At 40.1% G+C, this 18,257-nt stretch carries 9 protein-coding genes; all 9 read right to left on the reverse strand.

Annotated elements, in window-relative coordinates; all coding sequences use genetic code 11:
• Positions 1-10: 10 nt before the first annotated feature.
• On the reverse strand, positions 11-1,528 hold the full coding sequence (locus tag AACH28_RS14185) for a RagB/SusD family nutrient uptake outer membrane protein (RefSeq protein WP_248932966.1): 1,518 nt from the start codon (positions 1,526-1,528) through the stop codon (positions 11-13).
• A gap of 11 nt (positions 1,529-1,539) precedes the next feature.
• Complete coding sequence (locus AACH28_RS14190; protein ID WP_341830792.1) at positions 1,540-4,485, reverse strand: TonB-dependent receptor; 2,946 nt, start codon at positions 4,483-4,485, stop codon at positions 1,540-1,542.
• A gap of 289 nt (positions 4,486-4,774) precedes the next feature.
• Positions 4,775-6,403: a DUF6377 domain-containing protein gene (locus AACH28_RS14195; RefSeq protein ID WP_341830793.1), complete on the reverse strand. Its 1,629-nt coding sequence runs from the start codon at positions 6,401-6,403 to the stop codon at positions 4,775-4,777.
• A 164-nt stretch (positions 6,404-6,567) separates the two neighbouring features.
• Positions 6,568-11,118, reverse strand: a complete 4,551-nt coding sequence (locus tag AACH28_RS14200; RefSeq protein ID WP_341830794.1) for an efflux RND transporter permease subunit — start codon at positions 11,116-11,118, stop codon at positions 6,568-6,570.
• A gap of 13 nt (positions 11,119-11,131) precedes the next feature.
• Positions 11,132-12,238 (reverse strand): efflux RND transporter periplasmic adaptor subunit, encoded by a 1,107-nt coding sequence (locus tag AACH28_RS14205; RefSeq protein WP_317668680.1) that lies wholly within the window; start codon positions 12,236-12,238, stop codon positions 11,132-11,134.
• A gap of 184 nt (positions 12,239-12,422) precedes the next feature.
• Positions 12,423-12,785, reverse strand: a complete 363-nt coding sequence (locus AACH28_RS14210) for a hypothetical protein (RefSeq protein ID WP_341830795.1) — start codon at positions 12,783-12,785, stop codon at positions 12,423-12,425.
• Between the two features lie 145 nt (positions 12,786-12,930).
• Positions 12,931-13,863, reverse strand: a complete 933-nt coding sequence (locus AACH28_RS14215; protein ID WP_333576882.1) for an endonuclease/exonuclease/phosphatase family protein — start codon at positions 13,861-13,863, stop codon at positions 12,931-12,933.
• 6 nt (positions 13,864-13,869) lie between these two features.
• Complete coding sequence (locus AACH28_RS14220) at positions 13,870-16,161, reverse strand: GH92 family glycosyl hydrolase (RefSeq protein ID WP_341830796.1); 2,292 nt, start codon at positions 16,159-16,161, stop codon at positions 13,870-13,872.
• A gap of 165 nt (positions 16,162-16,326) precedes the next feature.
• Entirely contained in the window at positions 16,327-18,249 is a 1,923-nt protein-coding gene (locus tag AACH28_RS14225) for a RagB/SusD family nutrient uptake outer membrane protein (protein ID WP_088163421.1), read from the reverse strand.
• Between the last annotated feature and the right edge of the window lie 8 nt (positions 18,250-18,257).

The following is an 18,257-nucleotide window of genomic DNA, read 5'->3' on the forward strand; positions in this document are numbered from 1 at the left end:
GTTAAATCAATTAATACCCCGGATTCTGAACTAGATTAGGATTCTGATCAATTTTTGGTTGCGGAATCGGTAAACGGTAAGAGTTCTTCGTGAAGGGATACACCTGTGCCTTTCTTCCAGCGTCTTTTGCATAGACCGCATTCATGACAGATTCCACCTTGTCCAAGCGCACAAGATCGAACCAGCGTTGTCCTTCGAAGGCTAATTCCAGACGACGTTCTTTCAAATAAGCATCTAATAAAGCATCCTTATTTGAACGTATCGCAGTTGACAATTTTGGTAATTTAACACGTGTGCGAATTTTGTCAATAATGTCTGCTGCGCCGGACAAATCTGATCCCTGTTGAATTAAAGCTTCTGCCTTAAGCAATAAAAGATCTGCGTAACGAAGCTTGACAATACTATTAAATGCAGACCGCAGTTTAAACATGAATGGATAATGATTGGAAGGATAATAGTTGCTCCAAGTAGTGGAATAATAGACAATAGATTGCCCCAAACGAATCTGATCCCCTTCATTCGTATATGCTTGTATCAAATCCCGTGATGGGGTTATCCATTTTGCCCATGTGAAGTTATTATCATAATTGGACAAATCCCGTCCAAACATCCAAGTCGCCCAGTTACCTCCACCTGAAGTAAACTGTGCCTCCAAAATCGATTCTTTCGTATTCCGTTGCGCAAGATCGGTGTTGCTTGCATTCATTGCATATAAATCCGAGTAATTGGTATTCAGATCAAAACCATCCGCAGTCAATGCGTCAACAAATTGAATAACCTTAGCATAATCGCGAATTGGTTTTTCGGCATAGATCTTTGCCAGCATAGCTCGTGCTACGGATTTGGTAAATAAAGTTTTATTCCCATTATTGTTGGCTGGTGCATCAGCCAATCCATCCATCAAATCTTTTTCGATCTGCTTATAAGCTTCTTCTTCGGTAGCTTGTTTTGGAAAATATTGCGGATAAACTTCATTGACATTATCACCGGTAATATCGGGTGCAATTGTGGTGATGACAGGGATAGATCCGAATATACGGACCATATCAAACATCGCCAATGCTCTGAATAGTTTAGCTTGTGCTTTATAAGTCCTAATTTCTGTATCGCTCACCGATTTATCGGCGACACTATCCACATAAATGATCAATCGATTTGCACGTCCAACATCTTCCAGATATCTTCCCCAATCCCGGTCAACCACAGAATTAGACCCTTCAATAGAATTATTTTCAAAAGGTACAACTTCCGCTCCGGTTGTTCCAGCATAGGAATTATCGGCGTGCGAATCGCCAATCAAGAGGAGGTCGAGATACCAATGTTCCTGCCGATCTTTCATCTGCTGGTAAATTCCGGCCAAATAAGTTTCAACTTCGGCTTTGTTCTTGAAAACAATCTGCGTTCCTGTCTCTGTCTTTCCTTGACTAACATCCGAATAATCTGAAAGTGGATCACGGTTCAAAGAGCAAGAAAATAAAAACAAAGAGCCGGTTAGCAAAGAAAGAGCGTTACTTATATATTTTTTCATGATACAGACAATTAAAACTCAATATTAAGACCTAAAACAAATGAACGATTCTGTGGATAGGTTCCCCAATCAATACCCTGGATTCTGGAATCAGATCCGCCGGAATACTGGTTCACTTCGGGATCCATACCGGAATATTTAGTCAAGGTAAATAGATTACTTACAGATAAATAAGGCTGAATTTTATGGATACCAATACGTTTCAGTCTCTCCGGAGAAATGGAATAGCCTAGGGAAACATTTTTCATCCGCAAATAACTACCATCCTCAACAAAATAGGTTGAATTCTTCATGTCAAACCCAGCTTTCGGAACGTTGGTAATCTGTCCCGGTACCCGCCAACGATCCAATACAACAGTAGTTTGATTTCGACCATCATACATGCCCTCTGTTTCCATGCGGCTCGCATTGAAGATGTCATTTCCGTAAGTTCCCTGAATAAATATACTGAGGTCGAAATTTTTCCAGGAGAAGCTGTTTGTCATACCATAGACAAACTTTGGAAGAGGATTACCGATATATGTGCGGTCGCTCGATGAAATCTTTCCATCGCCATTCAAGTCGCGGTAAATGAGCTCGCCAGTTTCAGGGTTTACACCATCAGAGATATAACCGAAGAATCCTGCAAGTGATCTTCCTGGCTCATTCTTCACGACAAAATCATTGACATAATCGTTTGTCTTTACATCGTAGTACACTTGTTGTAGATCCAGTTGTTTCAGTTTATTTCTGTTAAAAGAAATATTAAAATCGGTATTCCAAGTCAAGTTTCCGGTCAGATTTTTTGAATTTACCGCAAATTCAAAACCATGGTTATTCAACCTGCCACCATTTCTTTGGATTGTGGTTGCTTGCTGTCCTGCGGGCAAACTTGCATTCATTAAAAGATCTTTCGTATCCTTGTTGTAATAATCTGCACTGATGCTGAGTCGATTATTCAACATCGTGATATCAAAACCAATACTGGTTGTACTTGTCGTTTCCCAAGTCAAGTCTTTCGCCCTTAAGATTGTTGGCTTATTGATATTTGGCAATGAATTGTCTTTTCCCTCAACGAACCACTGTTGACGTTGGATCCCACTCAATTGCAGGTACGCATAATCACCTAATCCATATTGATTACCTGTCTGTCCCCATCCGCCACGGATTTTAAAGTCGTTTATCCAGGTTACATCTTTCATAAAGTCTTCAGAAGAGATTCTCCATGCAGCTGAAACCGATGGGAAATACCCCCAGCGACGTTCCGGACTCAGCTTCGAAGAACCATCGGCACGCATATTTGCGGTCAATAAATACTTGCCATCGTAGTTATACATTGCGCGGGCGAAATAGGACATAATCCCCCAGTTGGATGCTGTAGATCCTGTTCTATCCCAAGAGATTTTGTTTGCCGCATTAAGTGTCTCAATGATTCCATTTGCATAGTTTGAACCATAGATATAGCTTCTGGAGTACTTGGAATCTGTCCATGACGAACCGCCCATTACTTCCAAATTATGCTTTCCAAAGCTCTTCGTGTACGTCAAGAAATTGTCCCAAGTCAACACGGTATTTGTATTACGAATATCTGAAGCCTCCCCGAATTGGTTTCTTCCCCAAGCTGTTGTCCAAGGGTCCAAAAAGGTGGTCATCACACCTGATCTTCTATCCAATGAAAACGCAGTCTTCCAAGTTAAATTAGGCATAAAAGAAATCAGTGCACTTCCTGTGGCAACAAGTCGGTTTTCGCGGTTATTATTATTTCTTGTCCGGGCTAGGTTTTCCAAAGGACTGGTGATGTTGTTGATCCCATAGAAATTATTATAGAATCGATCCGGATTGGTTGGATCCCATACAGGCGCGTAGGTTGGTGTTGTAATCACCGATGTAACTACGCCCCCACGATTAGAACCCAATCCTGAGGTAATTCCATTATCATTGTTATCGGAATAATTGATATTCGCATTTACCTTTAGCCATTTTCGGACTTGATTATCAATATTAGCACGAAAATTATATCGTCTAAAGAAGGATCCCTGTAGTGTTCCTTTTTCGTTCAAATATCCCCCTCCTAAATAATAACGGAGCTTCTCATTGCCATCCGAAACGGATATTTGATGATTTTGTTGGATCCCCGTCTTATAGGTTTCTTTAAACCAATCTGTTTGATCCAACAATCCCTCTGGCAGATTTATCATGCCTATTTCATCCTGTAAATCTTTGTATTGACTGGTATTTAAAACTTTAACCGTGTTATTGACAACATTGGCTGTCCATTGTGTTCCCAGTGTAATTTTTGCTTCCCCGGCTTTTCCTGATTTTGTCGTAACCAAGATAACACCGTTCGAACCACGCGAGCCGTAAATCGCTGCCGATGACGCGTCCTTTAGAATTTGAATATCCGTGATATCATTAGGAGACAAGAACTTAATATCTTCCACAGGAACTCCATCAACAACATACAAAGGAGTGGTATTACTATTAAAAGACGTTATTCCGCGAATTTGTATCTGAGGTGCTGCACCTGGCTGACCACTCGGCTGAATAACAGTGACCCCGGCAGCTTTACCCTGAATGGCTTGCCCAAAATTAGTAACGGGTCTCTTTTCTAAGTCTTTGGTGGAAACTGAAGAGATTGCAGTCGTGACATCTTTTCTTTTCACGCTACCATAACCGATTACAATAACATCCTCCAGCATATTGGTTGATGAATTTAATTGGACAATCATGGTACTGTTGGCAGGTAGTTCTTTACTGTCGTAGCCAACAAAAGTAAATTGGAGTATACTGCCCGTGCTAGCTGAAATTTGAAAACGTCCATCTCCGTTACTGGAGACTGCGTTATTACTTCCTTTTTGTGTAATGGTTACTCCTGAGAGTGGTTTCTGATCTTGGGCATCCAAGACACGTCCACTAACTTGAATCCGGTCTTGGGCAAACACCAAATTCACCAAAGTAAACAAGAAAGCTAACCCCATTGAAAAGGCAACTTTTCGTGTAAAGTAAATCATATGAAATAAAAAAATTGGTTATTGTTTAATCTTTTGGTTATTCCAAAATGGCAATGAGTTTCCCCTGCTTCATTGCTCAAAACAAAACTAAGATCACCAAGACGGAGAAAAAAGAGCTAGTACTTAAAAAGTACTGAAGAAAAAACATAAATAACTAAAAACAAGATCACTATAAAAAAAACACACCCTTAAAAAGTACCTAAAGGAGCGTAAAATTGTCTTTAATATAGCTAATTTTCGGGTATTATAGCACATTTTATGCCCGGTCGATCACCGCAATCTGACATACAGCCGCCTCGAAAGCATCACGATTTCCCGCGGCTTTATTACGTACTTTTGTTCTGTAATTATAAACCGTCCGAAGCGAGTATCGCAGGAAACTTGCAATCTTCACGGAATCATCGATCCCTAATCGAATCAATGCGAAAATCCGAAGTTCGGTATTTAACAACTCTGTCTTTTTGGGATAGATCTTCTCCTCTTCCTGAAGGAGTGCATTGAATTCATCAACAAAGGTTGGATATAGATTTAAGAAGATACGATCAAAATTAACATAAAGTTGCTGCACTTCCCTTTCTTCCATTTGCGTTGACTTTAACTGTTCCCGCAGCGCATCCCATTGCTGATTCGTCGCTTTCTTCAGTAATGCCTTTCTGATATCTTCCATTTTATCGATGTAACTCGAACACATGTCAAAGAATTGGGCGATATATTCTTCTTTAATATGATTGGATTCCGACAATTTAAGGTTAGTCTGGTTAATTTCGTTATTCAATGAGCGAAGCTGCTGATTTGTGGCAGATAATTCCGACCGTATCCTTCTCAAATGTTGCACCTGTCTATAGATAATGACAAGTCCAATAATGACACCGATCAATAAAATACTGACGATAATGACCAGTCCAACCAATTGTCGATTTTGACTACTGATTTTCTGCTGATAGGCGGCATTGATTATAGGATAAGAAGAGGTACCTTCAATAATGCGATACCGCACTTTACATAACATCGCATCGTCTATGGCTTTTTCAATAAACTGAAAAGCGCGATCGAAATCCTGTTGGTCGTAATACGTTAGCGCCAGATCATGAAAAGATGCGTTGTCGCGATTAGCCATTTCAATATCTGCACTGGCTGATATGGAAAGATAGTAAATTTGACTTTTTGTATCCTTTTCATATTTATAAATGAGCCCCATAAAATAGGCGATCAGCGCGCGCTGCTCAATATCCTTTTTGTTCTCATTCCAGAGGACCAACAATTGCTTTTTAGCATCCTCACGGTTACCATTAAAAAGTGTTTTTATAGCGATGGTTGTACGATACTCCAAGGAAGACTTTGGTAGTACCGTTAACAGAGAATCACGATACTTTTCACTTGCCTGGTAATATTCTGACCGATTATTGCTCTGACCGTAATGACTATAAAAGGAGCTGTAGGTATCGTAATATTTTGCCAGGAGATCCCGGCCAAGATGAGCGGGCTCAACTTGCTTTAACAATTGTGAAGCTTCTATATACCGTCCGACGGTGGAATACACCCAGGCCAAATCGAGATGAATAACCGCCTGTAAGGAGTCATTATTCGGTGGAGCGAGCTTTTGACACAGTAAAATATAAGTAAGCGCTGCGTCAGAATCAAACTTCTTATAATTTTCAAAGATTTCGTAGTTCTTCTTCAAAAATTGAACGGGATTACTTTCTAATGCTTTGGCCTCCTGTTTTAATTTCTCCAATTTATCTTCACGGTTCTTGATGTAAATTTTCTGATTTTCCATCAAATATTCCAATCGTTGCAAAACCCGGGTACTATCGGAATCTACTTGCGCAGATAGGTAAAGACTAAAATGAGCAAAAAGAATAAAAAGAAAAATGCGCTGCAACATAATAAACTCGGTTCAACATCGTGTAGACTAAACTACATAAAAATAACAACAAAAAAGAGGACGTCTCCCGACGGCCTCTTCCCCCGACCCAGTTAAGGGTCCAAGAATTAACAAATTAATTCTTTATCGCATGAAAAATAGTTTTCTTTTTAATGTATGGCAACCTATTGCCAACCTCCTCCCAAGGCTTTGTATAGTAGAATCTGGTTTAACGTGTTTTCTTTCTCCAATTCTACTTTTCCGATTTGGGCTTCCAGCGACTCCTTCTGGGCTGTAACGACGTCCAAAGAGGTCACCCGTCCAGCAATAAATAGTTCCTGTGCGGCCTCGATAGAGAGCTTTAATGCTTGAACATGCTCATCGACAAAACCACGTCGTCTGCCTATTGCCTCTTGCGTCATAATCACATTAGAAACCTCATTATAAGCATTCAGAACCATTTTTTCATAATCCAAAAAAGCAATCCCATAGTCCGCTTTTGCAATCTCGTACTGCGTTTTCAGTTGCCTTTGGTTAAATATCGGAAGCGTAATACCGCCAAATAAGTTATAAGCAATAGATTTATCCAAATTAAATAACTTGTTAAAGCTAAAGCTCTGCAATCCGATAAATGGACTTATTGCTACAGAAGGCAGAAAAGCCAAACGTGATGCTTCCTGATTATTCGAAGAGGCAATCACTTTCAAATAAGCAGCCTTGATATCGGGACGTTGGTTCACGAGATCATCCGGTGTACCAAAATGCATTGCATGATATAAATCCGCATTTTCAGCATATGTACTTCGTACAATAGGTTGATAAAAACGTCCTAATAAACCGTTTATATGGTGTTCCCAAAGTGCTATCTCTTGGATCAATTGTTCTTTAGCAGCTTTAGAATTGGCCAAAAGCGCTTTAAACTGTTGTACAGAAAGCTCAGTCGCATAACCAGCATCTTTTTTTACTTCAACAACTTCCAGTGCATTCTTATGCAATTCAATATTCCGATTATATACTTTTATCTTTTGATCCAAAGCAATTAGTTCATAATAAGCTGTCGCAATATTGGATACCAATTCCGTTTCTAATAGACGCTTGCCTTCCTGCTCAGCTAAAAAGCTAAAATAAGCGGCCTGCTTTTGACTCTTCAACTTTCCCCAAAGATCAATCTCCCAGGACGAACGAAGTCCTATAAAATAATCTGGGATAAATGGTTCGGGCAATTTTTCATCACTTTTCAAGTTCTCCGAAAAATTTGAATCATAATTACCTATTCCTGATTCTGTATAATGCCCATATTTCCGAATTCCTCCTTCTACTGCAGCCTCTACAGTTGGCCCCAAGGCCGCCTTCCGTTGTTTAAAATACGCTTGTGCAGATTCCAACCGCAAAATGGATTGACGTATATCTAAATTGTTCTGCAGCGCAGAATCAATTAGAGAAACCAACTTCGGATCTTTAAAAATTTCCTTCCAAGACCGGCTTCCTACATTTAAACTATCTGGCGAAAGATGTTTGGAAAAAGAAGTCGGTACATTTAATTTCTCCGGTTGAAGCGTTTTTTTGGGAACCGAGCAACTACCAAATAAAATAAGTGCAGCTATGACTAAAGAAGCTTTTTTAACGACCTGTTTCTTGTTGTCTTTTTTTGAAAATAAGATCACTAATCCCGGGATGACAATTACCCCGAGTATGGTTCCGATAAGCATTCCTCCCACCGCAGCGGTACCGATACTTCGGTTACCCAATGCTCCTGCTCCACTGGCCATCATCAAGGGAATTAGACCTGCAATAAATGCAAAGGAAGTCATTAATATCGGACGCAAACGGGCAACAGCTCCTTCGATTGAAGCGGTCACGATATCCATTCCCTGCTTATATTTCAAATTGGCATATTCCACAATCAGGATCGCATTCTTACCGAGCAAACCAATTAGCATGACCAATGCGACCTGCGCATAGATATTGTTTTCCAATCCAAAGACTTTCAAGAAGATAAATGCACCAAAGATCCCTGCCGGAAGACAGAGCAAAACAGGTAAAGGCAACAGAAAGCTTTCATACTGTGCACATAACAACAGATAAACAAACAGAAGACAGAGTGCAAAAATATACAAGGCCTGATTTCCGGAGATTTTCTGTTCACGAGTCATCCCCGACCATTCGATACTATACCCTTGCGGCAAAGATGATGCAATTTTCTCGACTTCTTCGATAGCTTGCCCGGAGCTGAAACCAGCTGAAGACTGTCCAGTAATCATGGCTGAACTAAACATATTGTAACGGGTAATTTGTTCAGGACCATAAATTCTTTCCATCGAAATAAAGGCATTGTATGGTACCATCTCACCCGTCTCATTCTTCACATATAAGCGTAATACATCTTCTGGTCTTTGGCGATATTCGGGACCAGCCTGTACCATGACCTTATACATCTGTCCGTAACGGATGAAATTTGTCGCGTAAAGACTTCCCATTAAGGTCTGCAGCGTATTCATGGCATTCTCCACCGATATTCCTTTTTTTGCAGCCATATCGTAGTCCACCTTCAGCATATACTGTGGAAAGTTCACATCAAAACTGGAGTTGATGTCCTGAAGAACATCACTTTTTTCCATATCGTCCATAAACTTCTGTAATACCTCGGCCGTCTTGTTGAGATCCTCATTACCGCTACGGTCCAATAAACGTAATTCAAAACCCGAAGAGTTACCAAAACCGGGGACTGTTGGCGGCGGAAAGAATTCAATCTCTGCATCCGCAAAATCCTTAGTCTTATCACGTAATTCTTTAATGACATCTGCTACGTTCTGATCACGTTCTTTCCAAGGCTTAAGGTTAATCATTCCCATCCCATAAGAAGCACCGGATACTTCTGTAATGATACTATAACCGGACAACGTAGATACTGTTTCAACAACATCGAGTTTCCGTGATACGGAGTCAATTTTATCCAAAACGCGTTCTGTACGGTCTACGGTTGCTCCCGGTGGGGTTGTTACAGCGACATAGATCATTCCTTGATCCTCGGTTGGAATAAAACCTGAGGGTAAGATGGCACTACTTCCCCAGGTCGCTAGAAAGAATCCTCCAAGTAGAAGGAGAGTCAGTCCACGTCGCGCACTGGTTTTTACCAAAATTCCCTTATAGCCGAAGGCAGTCTTGTCATAAATGGCATTGAATTTTTTAAAGAAACGGTCCAACCAGTTATTCGAAGGTTTACGGTCATGGGGCGATTTTAGGAAAAGCGCACATAAAGCGGGCGTCAATGTCAACGCGTTGATACCTGAAATAACAATGGCAGCCGCGAGCGTCAACGAAAATTGACGATAAAATATCCCTACCGGCCCTGAAAGAAAGGCAACAGGAACAAACACAGCAGACATCACCAACGTAATGGCCACAACAGCGCCACCGACTTCTTTCATTGCCTCCAATGTCGCTTCCATAGGTTGAAGATGTTCTTCTTCCATCTTTGCATATACAGCCTCGACGACGACAATTCCATTGTCTACCACAATACCTATGGCCAGTACCAAGGCAAACAAGGTCAGCAGGTTGATTGAGAAACCTAACATCTGCATAAAAAATAATGCCCCAATCAAACATACTGGTACAGCCAAAATTGGTATAATAGTCGCCCTAAAATCCTGTAAAAAGATAAATACAACGATAAAAACCAAAAGAAATGCCTCCAATAAGGTTTTGATGACAGAAGAAATTGAAGCATCCAAAAACCGCGACACATCATAACCCATGGTATAGGTCATGCCGGTCGGGAATTGTGTTTGTTTCAATTCTGCCATGCGGTCTTTTACACGCTGAATAACCTCTTGTGCATTTGATCCCGGCAATTGCTTTAGCATGATGGATGCGGATGGACGTCCATCAGTTTTGGATACCATTTCATAATCCAATGAACCAAATTCAACATCTGCTACGTCTTTTATACGGATAATAGAACCAGTTGAAGTCGCTCGAATAGGTATATTGGCATATTCCTCAATTTCAGTGAATTTACCGGGATAACGCAATACATATTGCTGCATGTTACGCATTTTATCGGAACTGATACCGGTTTGTCCTGGGGCAGCCTCGATATTCTGTTTTCGTAATGCGGCCACCACATCCTCCGTAGAGATATTATAAGCTGCCATACGGTCAGGTTTAACCCATACACGCATTGCATAATCACGCATTCCCATAATCTGAGCGAGACCGACACCTTCGATCCGTTTCAGTTCCTTTAGAATGTTGATATCTGCGAAATTGTAAATGAATCTTTCATCCGCGGTTTCATCATCGGTAAAAACATTCAGATACATCAGCATGGAGTTGACCTCTTTTTCGGTGGTTACCCCTGCTTTGATGACCTCTTCAGGGAGTTCATCCAATACAGTAGTTACCCTATTCTGTACGTTTACAGCTGCAATATCTGGATCTGTACCAACTTCAAAAAAGATTTGAATAACCGTGCTGCCGTTATTGGTAGATACTGAATTCATGTAGGTCATCCCAGCTACACCGTTGATTGCTTTCTCTAAGGGAATAGCTACCGCATTTGTACTTACTTCAGCATTGGCACCCGTATAGTTGGCATTGACGACTACCGAAGGTGGTACGATATCCGGGAATTGTGTTATAGGCAATGTAAACAAAGCCAAAAGTCCTAAAAGTGTAATAAACACCGAAATAACCAACGACAATATGGGTCGTTTTATAAATGTTTCAAACATAATTTATCCTCCCCTACAGTTTCCTCATTTTTGGATTAATCTTCATTCCACTCCGCAGTCCCTGTACTCCCTCATAGACAATCTTGGCGTTGGGATCTAAACCTCCATCCACAATGTAATAATGCCCCACACGCGGGCCCGCTGTAAAAGGTGTCATTTTTACGGTACTATCTGCCTGTACTGTATAAACGTATGTCTTGTCCTGAATTTCAAATACTGATTTTTGGTGTACAAAGGTATGTTCCCCTGTCTGCATTGGCACCGCAATCTTACCTGTTGCGCCATGCTTTAAGATATGCTCGGCATTGGGAAATTGAACCCGAAGGGCAATGGATCCAGTATTAGCTTCAAATTCACTTTCTACCAAATGGGCAATTCCCTCGTGTGGATACAGCTCACCATTGGCCAAAATTAACTTGACCGATTTTTGCGTTTCCTTACCGTCCAGCTTATCACGCATAAGTGTCAGATACTCCCTTTCAGAAATATCAAAATAAACATTCACTTTGCTTAAATCGGAGATCGTCGTAATTAAGCTACCCTCTGTCAATAAAGAGCCCTCTCTCAATAAGATACGGTCTATACGGCCGTCAAAAGGAGCCTGTATAACAGTATAGTCCAATCTTGTCTGTGCCTGATTAACCAAAGCTCGGGCTTCTTCTATCTTAGAATTGGCCGCTTTTAATTGAATTTTCAATAAATTATATTCGGAAGAGCTTACAATATTCTTGTCAACCAGTTTTTGAGTTCGTTCCATTTCCAGCTTGATCTTTTGCGCTTCGGCAATGGCATTATCATACTGTGCTTTGGCCTTGGCTAATTCCGAACGATATTCCTCATTATTATACTTAAACAGCATTTGGCCTTTCTTTACCCAAGCGCCCTCGTCTACATAAATTTTATCCAAAAATCCATTCAATTTGGAACGAATTTCGACGTTTTTTAAGGCTTGAACATCCGCAATATATTCTTGATAAACAGTCGTATCCATTACCATTAAAGGTACTACAGGAATATTTTTGAGTTCTTCTTTCGGATCAGCGTTAGCGTTGGATGAATGGCATGAAGCCAGCATCCCAACCATACCCACAAAAAGGCACAGTAAAAGTAATTTCTTCATAAACGATAAAAAATGTAAAATGTTAAACCCTCCTACGGTATTTTAAAATCAGTCGCTAGGAGAATGTGTTAGATGGGAGCTACAGCAATTCTATAGCGTAAAGAGCGGCCCAAAGCCTTCCATACCATATATAGAAATAAAAGTAAACTGTTGCAGCCTCCGCTAGAAAATTAGAGGAACGTAACTAGAATGGCCTAAAACGGGATAGGAAGCGATAATACCCTGGTAAGCATAGGGTTTTAGATCGGTAAAAAGGATGTTCATCATCTTTTGCAAAACATAATGCCGTAAAGACGATTCCAAAGACAAAAATAAAAATTGGTAGTACTTGACTATTGAGCGAAAATATACGATAATCATCTTGCAATAGTACTTTTTCTTTTTGGGAAGAATGAATGGGTTCCAAATCCAATACGTCATCCAGAAAATACTCCACAATGGTCTCACCTGCATGCAACACCTGTCCAGTTGCCGAGGAGAAAGACTCATAGGTCAACAGATTAAGGTATGCAAAGAGTGTTAAAAAATGAAATATTTTGCCTAACATATCGAAATTTCGAATCACAAAGGTATGACTTTAAATAGCTAAGATTATTTTATTCGTGTAAAAAAACCATGACAGCCTAAAAAATTAGCAGTCATGTCCTTAAATATCTCTAATTTATTAGATTAAAGTCGATAAATTTCAAATGTTACAGTTTGATTTTCACCACTAATGGAAAATGATCCGATGGTAATCTTGTCTCGTACTGTTTAAAAGAAAGTTCTTTAGGAAAATCACCCTTTTTAACCTCTTCACTATTTTCTTTTGCACTACGATAAGATTCTGTTAAAACAGCATAATGCTTTACTTTGATCCGAGGAGTTACGAATACATGATCTATACGGCTGTCTGTCCAAAGATTATTATCGAAAGCATTAAATGTACCGTTCCATGTAAATTTAGTCGGAGCAAGCTCAAAACTATCTTCTATAAAATCGGATTCTTGTAGGATGTTATAAATTTCATTATTTTGATCGACATTGAAATCACCGGTCAATATAGCTAGTTCCCCTTTTACAAACTCTTTCATTTTTTTGACAACCAACCGACTACTATTTTCCCGGGCTTTGACACCAACATGATCCATATGCAAATTAAAGTACCAAAATTTCTTCCCAGAATTAATTTCCTGCAACTGCACCCAAGTACAAATACGAGGTAAGGCAGCATCCCAACCTTTTGAAGGGCGATCTGGCGTCTCAGAAAGCCAGAAGACGCCACTTTTTAATTTCTTAAATTTCTTCTTTTTGAAAAATATAGGCGCAAACTCTCCCGCAACTTTACCGTCATCCCGACCAACACCAACATAATCATAATCAGTAAGACGTTTTTTCAAATCTACCAATTGATTTACCAATACCTCCTGTGCTCCAAAAACATCGTAATCCACAAAATCAATTAAAGAAGTGATTACTGGAAATCGCTGATCCCAACCGTTACCATTTTTACGATCTCCGTCATTGTCATAACGGATGTTGTAGCTTCCTACTGTAAGACCTATTGAATTTTGTGAAAAGGCATTTAAAACAAATAAATTGATTACAAAAATAAGACTTAGCGATATAATACGTAATTGCTTCATAATATATTATTTTATTTTTTCGTTACTAAAGGAATATGGAGCATCTTCTTTTTTTGTACCTCTATTTTTATTCGGTGCTTCGCTCATTTTGAAATCAAGTTTGGCACCCTGCAATAAATCTTTATAACGGATATAATTATGATTATAAGGCTTTCCATTCCAAGTTAGTTGATCTACGTAGACCTGATTTGCTCCCTGTTGTTTAGCTTGGATATTCACTTTTTTCCCATTTTCGAGATTTAGAGTCACCTTATCGAATTGTGGTGAACCAATCACATATTCGCCCGAGGCAGGAGAAACTGGATAAAATCCCAGCGAAGAGAAGACATACCAGGCTGAAGTCTGCCCGTTATCTTCATCACCACAATAGCCATCTGGTGTAGGCAAATAAAGTTTATCCATTATTTTGCGTACCCAATATTGTGCTTTCCAAGGCTCTGCAGCATAATTATACAGATAGGGCATATGTTGGATAGGCTGATTTCCATGCGCATACTGCCCCATATTCATCACTTGCATTTCACGCATTTCATGGATCATTCCGCGACTTTTCATACCCTCATAACTCGGAATAATAAACACTGTATCCAACATGGAAACAAAAGATTTATTACCACCCATCAAATTAATTAAACCCTGAGGGTCATGGAACACACAAAAACTCCAATGCCAAGCATTTCCTTCCGTATATTCTCTTGACCAGGCACTTGGATCAAAATCTGAGACGAACGATCCGTCTGCTTTTTTTCCACGCATAAGTTTTGTACTTGGGTCAAACAGATTTTTATAGTTCATCGCGCGTGTTGCATAAATAGCTGTTTCAGCTTCCGGTTTGCTCAGTGCTTTGCCAAATTCATAAATACACCAGTCATTGTATGCATATTCCAGTGAACGTGCTACATTTTGGTCTACTTTTACATCAGCAGGTATATAGCCCAATTTATTATAATATTCATAACCGAAGCGTCCCGTCGAAGAGTGTTTCGGATAGGCACTATTGGCCCCATGCTTGAGCGCTTCCCATAACAGGTCTTTATCATAGCCTTTCCGATCAGTCATCAAGGCATCTGCGACAATAGAGGCGGAATTGTTTCCAATCATCGATGCACGATGTCCTGGCGAAGCCCACTCCGGCAGGTAACCACTCTCTTTATACGCATTCACCAAACCTTCTTGCATGCGATCGTTCATGGATGGATATAATAAATTCAACAGCGGAAACAAACTTCTAAAGGTGTCCCAAAAACCTGTATCTGTAAACATTTCACCAGGTAGGACCTGCCCATTGTAGGGACTATAATGCATACGCTTGCCTGTTCCATCAATTTCAGAAAAATCCCTTGGAAAAAGTGTTGAACGATAGAGGCTGGAATAAAATGTACGTAGTCGGTCAATATTGTGGTCTTCAACCTGGACACGTCCGAGGATTTCGTTCCACTGTGCCTTACCTTCGTCAACAACCTGTTGAAATGTTTTGGACTTCACTTCTTTTAAATTAAGTTCTGCCTGCTCAAAACTTATAAAGGAAGAAGCAATACGGGCGGTGACCTTTTCCCCTCTTTTCAAGGAAGAGAAACCAACGACTGCTCCGGCGTGATTGTCCTGAATTTCCAATTCGTCTTTACTTATCGCTCCACTTTTAACAGCAGCTTTGTAAGAAAATGGTCTATCGAAAGTAATGACGAAGTAATTCTTGAAATTCTCTGGAACACCACCGCTATTTTTTGTTGAATACCCGATAATCTTATTTTCCTGCGGAATTACTTTAATATAAGACCCTTTATCAAATGCATCAATAATAACATAAGCACTGTCTGTTTTGGGGAATGTGAACTGAAAGATTGCTGCCCGTTGTGATGGAGACAATTCTGTTGTCACATCGTGATCCGCAAGGTAGACGCTATAATAATAAGGTTTTGCAATTTCCGCTTTATGCGAAAACCAGCTCGCCCGCTTTTCCTGATCAAATTGCGGTGTGCCTGTTATTGGCATGATTGAAAACTGACCATAATCATTGTTCCAGGGGCTTGGCTGGTGGGTTTGCTTAAATCCTTTAATTTTATCTGCCGTGTAAGTATATACCCAGCCATCGCCCATATTTCCAGTCTGTGGGGTCCAAAAATTCATACCCCAAGGCCGAGCGATCGCAGGATAAGTATTGCCATTAGACAATTCATACTTCGATTCAGTACCGATCAAAGGGTTAACGAAATCAACAGGCGAGGTTTGTTGCGCCATTCCAGCATGCGCCGCGAACAGAAAAAGAATACTACCTGTTAGTTTTTTAATATTAAACATAAATGAAGCGTTTGGTTAAGCTTAAAATTATTAGCAAAAAAGCTAAAACGTATTAGTAAATATAAGTAAGAAATTTAAATATAGTCGATTGCCTAGGTCTTTTTCACAAGATGGTTACAAAAAAACCGCAATCAAATGATTGCGGTTTTTAATATCACGCAAAAACTACCACCCAGGATTCTGCCCTAACGAGGGAGATTTTTGGATCTCTGAGTTTAAAATAGGAAATAGGTAATGAGTTGGAGCAGTAAAAACTCTACTTTCAACAAAGAAACGTTCCATTTTATAACGTTTATCACCAATTTGGATTTTACCATTTACGTCTTCAACGGCTCTCATGCCATTAATCATATTCTGAAGTTTCGGATAAGCTGTATTACTATTCTTCCAGTAATTTATACTTCGCTCGTTATTTGTACTACCTGATGCAGTAAAGTTCTGATATTTAGTTTTCTCCACCGAACTACTAGGTTCTAGATACAGGCGACTATCAAAAGCTCTCTTATTCTCATAAAAGAATTCGACCCTTCGTTCACGATAAATGTACTCACGCATCAAATTTTTATCAGCAAGTGTTGTCAAAGGCATGGGCGCCATAAAAGACCTCGCTCTTACCTGATTAATTAAATCATAGATCTCTTGCGTCGGTCCATCAACTTCATTAACTGCCTCTGCATAAATGTAAATAAAGTCTGGTAAGCGCCATACTGGAGGGGCACTGATGATAACACTGCCATTCTTATTCCAAGCTTCCTGCAAAAATTTCCTCAGATAATATCCCGTGCGTGTTGCATTATTAGCGCCAATCTGATCTGCTCCGCTCGCAATATTTGTCTGGGATGGATTATTGTTTCCGCCGCGGAATGCTGCACCATGAAATATAATGTCGCGATAGAAACGTGGATCCCTTTTTACTGAAACGTAAGGATTCCCGTCATCATACCCGTCCTGTTTAGCCTTGGCACTATAAATCGGATAACCAAAACCATCTGGTGAAAGGTATTCATACTCATCGACTTGCTCCTGAACAGGCATCTGACGAGCTCCACCGCCTCTACTTGGCGGATATACATCACCAAACCACCCCTCTCCCTTATAGCGCGTAAAAAACAAAACATACTCATTTTTGAACGCCTCCATATCATAAAACATCTGCCAGAGACGTGTATAAACTGTTGAGTTGCTCGTGTTTTGCCCCCCGCTATCTCCAAAATCGGTATTTGAATATTTCTGATACAGGCTATAACGTTTTCCACCTGCAACCTTACTTTCAAGAACTGCCTTAGCAGCCTCTTTAGCTTTCACCCAACGCTGAGGATCATATGTAGCGTATTCGGACTCAAACTTACGTGTCCCATTATAACCTTTTGCGGCAGCTCCATTCCAAAGTGGTGTAGCGGCCATCCACCGTGCTTCTGCAATCAGCCCAAGGCATGCCCCTTTATCGATACGTCCAAAATTCTGCCCCTCCCATTTTTCCGGGACAGCATTATATGCTGTTGTTGCATCAGCAACAATTTTGTCAATAACTTTATGAACTGACTCACGTTCGAAGTTCATATTTTCCGTCGCCGTAATTACATGGTCTATATAAGGAATCTCACCATATATACGAACAGCCATTAAATGAAAGTAAGCTCTAAGAAAGTAGACCTCTCCAACGCGCATAGGAAGTGAGCCTGGCTCCAGGATATCATCTGGTGTACTATATTTTTTAATTCCTTCCAAAATAACATTGGTTCTACGGATCCCGTCAAACATACTACTCCAAAATTGCCCGTTGTCTCCTGGTAGTCCATTGATATTCCAATCGCCGGTATTATATCTATTCGTAATATTTCCCTCTACTGTAGAACCTTCGGCCTCATCGGTTATTGCAGCACTCGAAAAATGATAGAACCACGAGATAGGCTGATTGACACCCTTCGCTTTAGCATACACATCCGTAACGAGCTGATTTACTTTTTCATAACGAGTAAAAACCTCATCTTCCCGGATCTGATCGTCGGGTAATTTGTCCAAATATTTGTTGCAACTTGCGATCATAAAAGCAACCACACCTGCCATAAAAAAAAGTATTTTTTTCATCTTCAATA

Origin of the sequence: Sphingobacterium thalpophilum, assembly GCF_038396785.1 — a bacterium.
GTDB classification, from domain to species: Bacteria; Bacteroidota; Bacteroidia; order Sphingobacteriales; family Sphingobacteriaceae; genus Sphingobacterium; species Sphingobacterium thalpophilum_A.

Bases quoted from the DNA above. Each gene is read 5' to 3' on its own strand.
- AACH28_RS14195 (WP_341830793.1), bottom strand. From the start codon at position 6,403: ATGTTGCAGCGCATTTTTCTTTTTATTCTTTTTGCTCATTTTAGTCTT.
- AACH28_RS14190 (WP_341830792.1), bottom strand. From the start codon at position 4,485: ATGGGGTTAGCTTTCTTGTTTACTTTGGTGAATTTGGTGTTTGCCCAA.
- AACH28_RS14215 (WP_333576882.1), bottom strand. From the start codon at position 13,863: ATGAAGCAATTACGTATTATATCGCTAAGTCTTATTTTTGTAATCAAT.
- AACH28_RS14210 (WP_341830795.1), bottom strand. From the start codon at position 12,785: ATGTTAGGCAAAATATTTCATTTTTTAACACTCTTTGCATACCTTAAT.
- AACH28_RS14225 (WP_088163421.1), bottom strand. From the start codon at position 18,249: ATGAAAAAAATACTTTTTTTTATGGCAGGTGTGGTTGCTTTTATGATC.
- AACH28_RS14200 (WP_341830794.1), bottom strand. From the start codon at position 11,118: ATGTTTGAAACATTTATAAAACGACCCATATTGTCGTTGGTTATTTCG.
- AACH28_RS14220 (WP_341830796.1), bottom strand. From the start codon at position 16,161: ATGTTTAATATTAAAAAACTAACAGGTAGTATTCTTTTTCTGTTCGCG.
- AACH28_RS14185 (WP_248932966.1), bottom strand. From the start codon at position 1,528: ATGAAAAAATATATAAGTAACGCTCTTTCTTTGCTAACCGGCTCTTTG.
- AACH28_RS14205 (WP_317668680.1), bottom strand. From the start codon at position 12,238: ATGAAGAAATTACTTTTACTGTGCCTTTTTGTGGGTATGGTTGGGATG.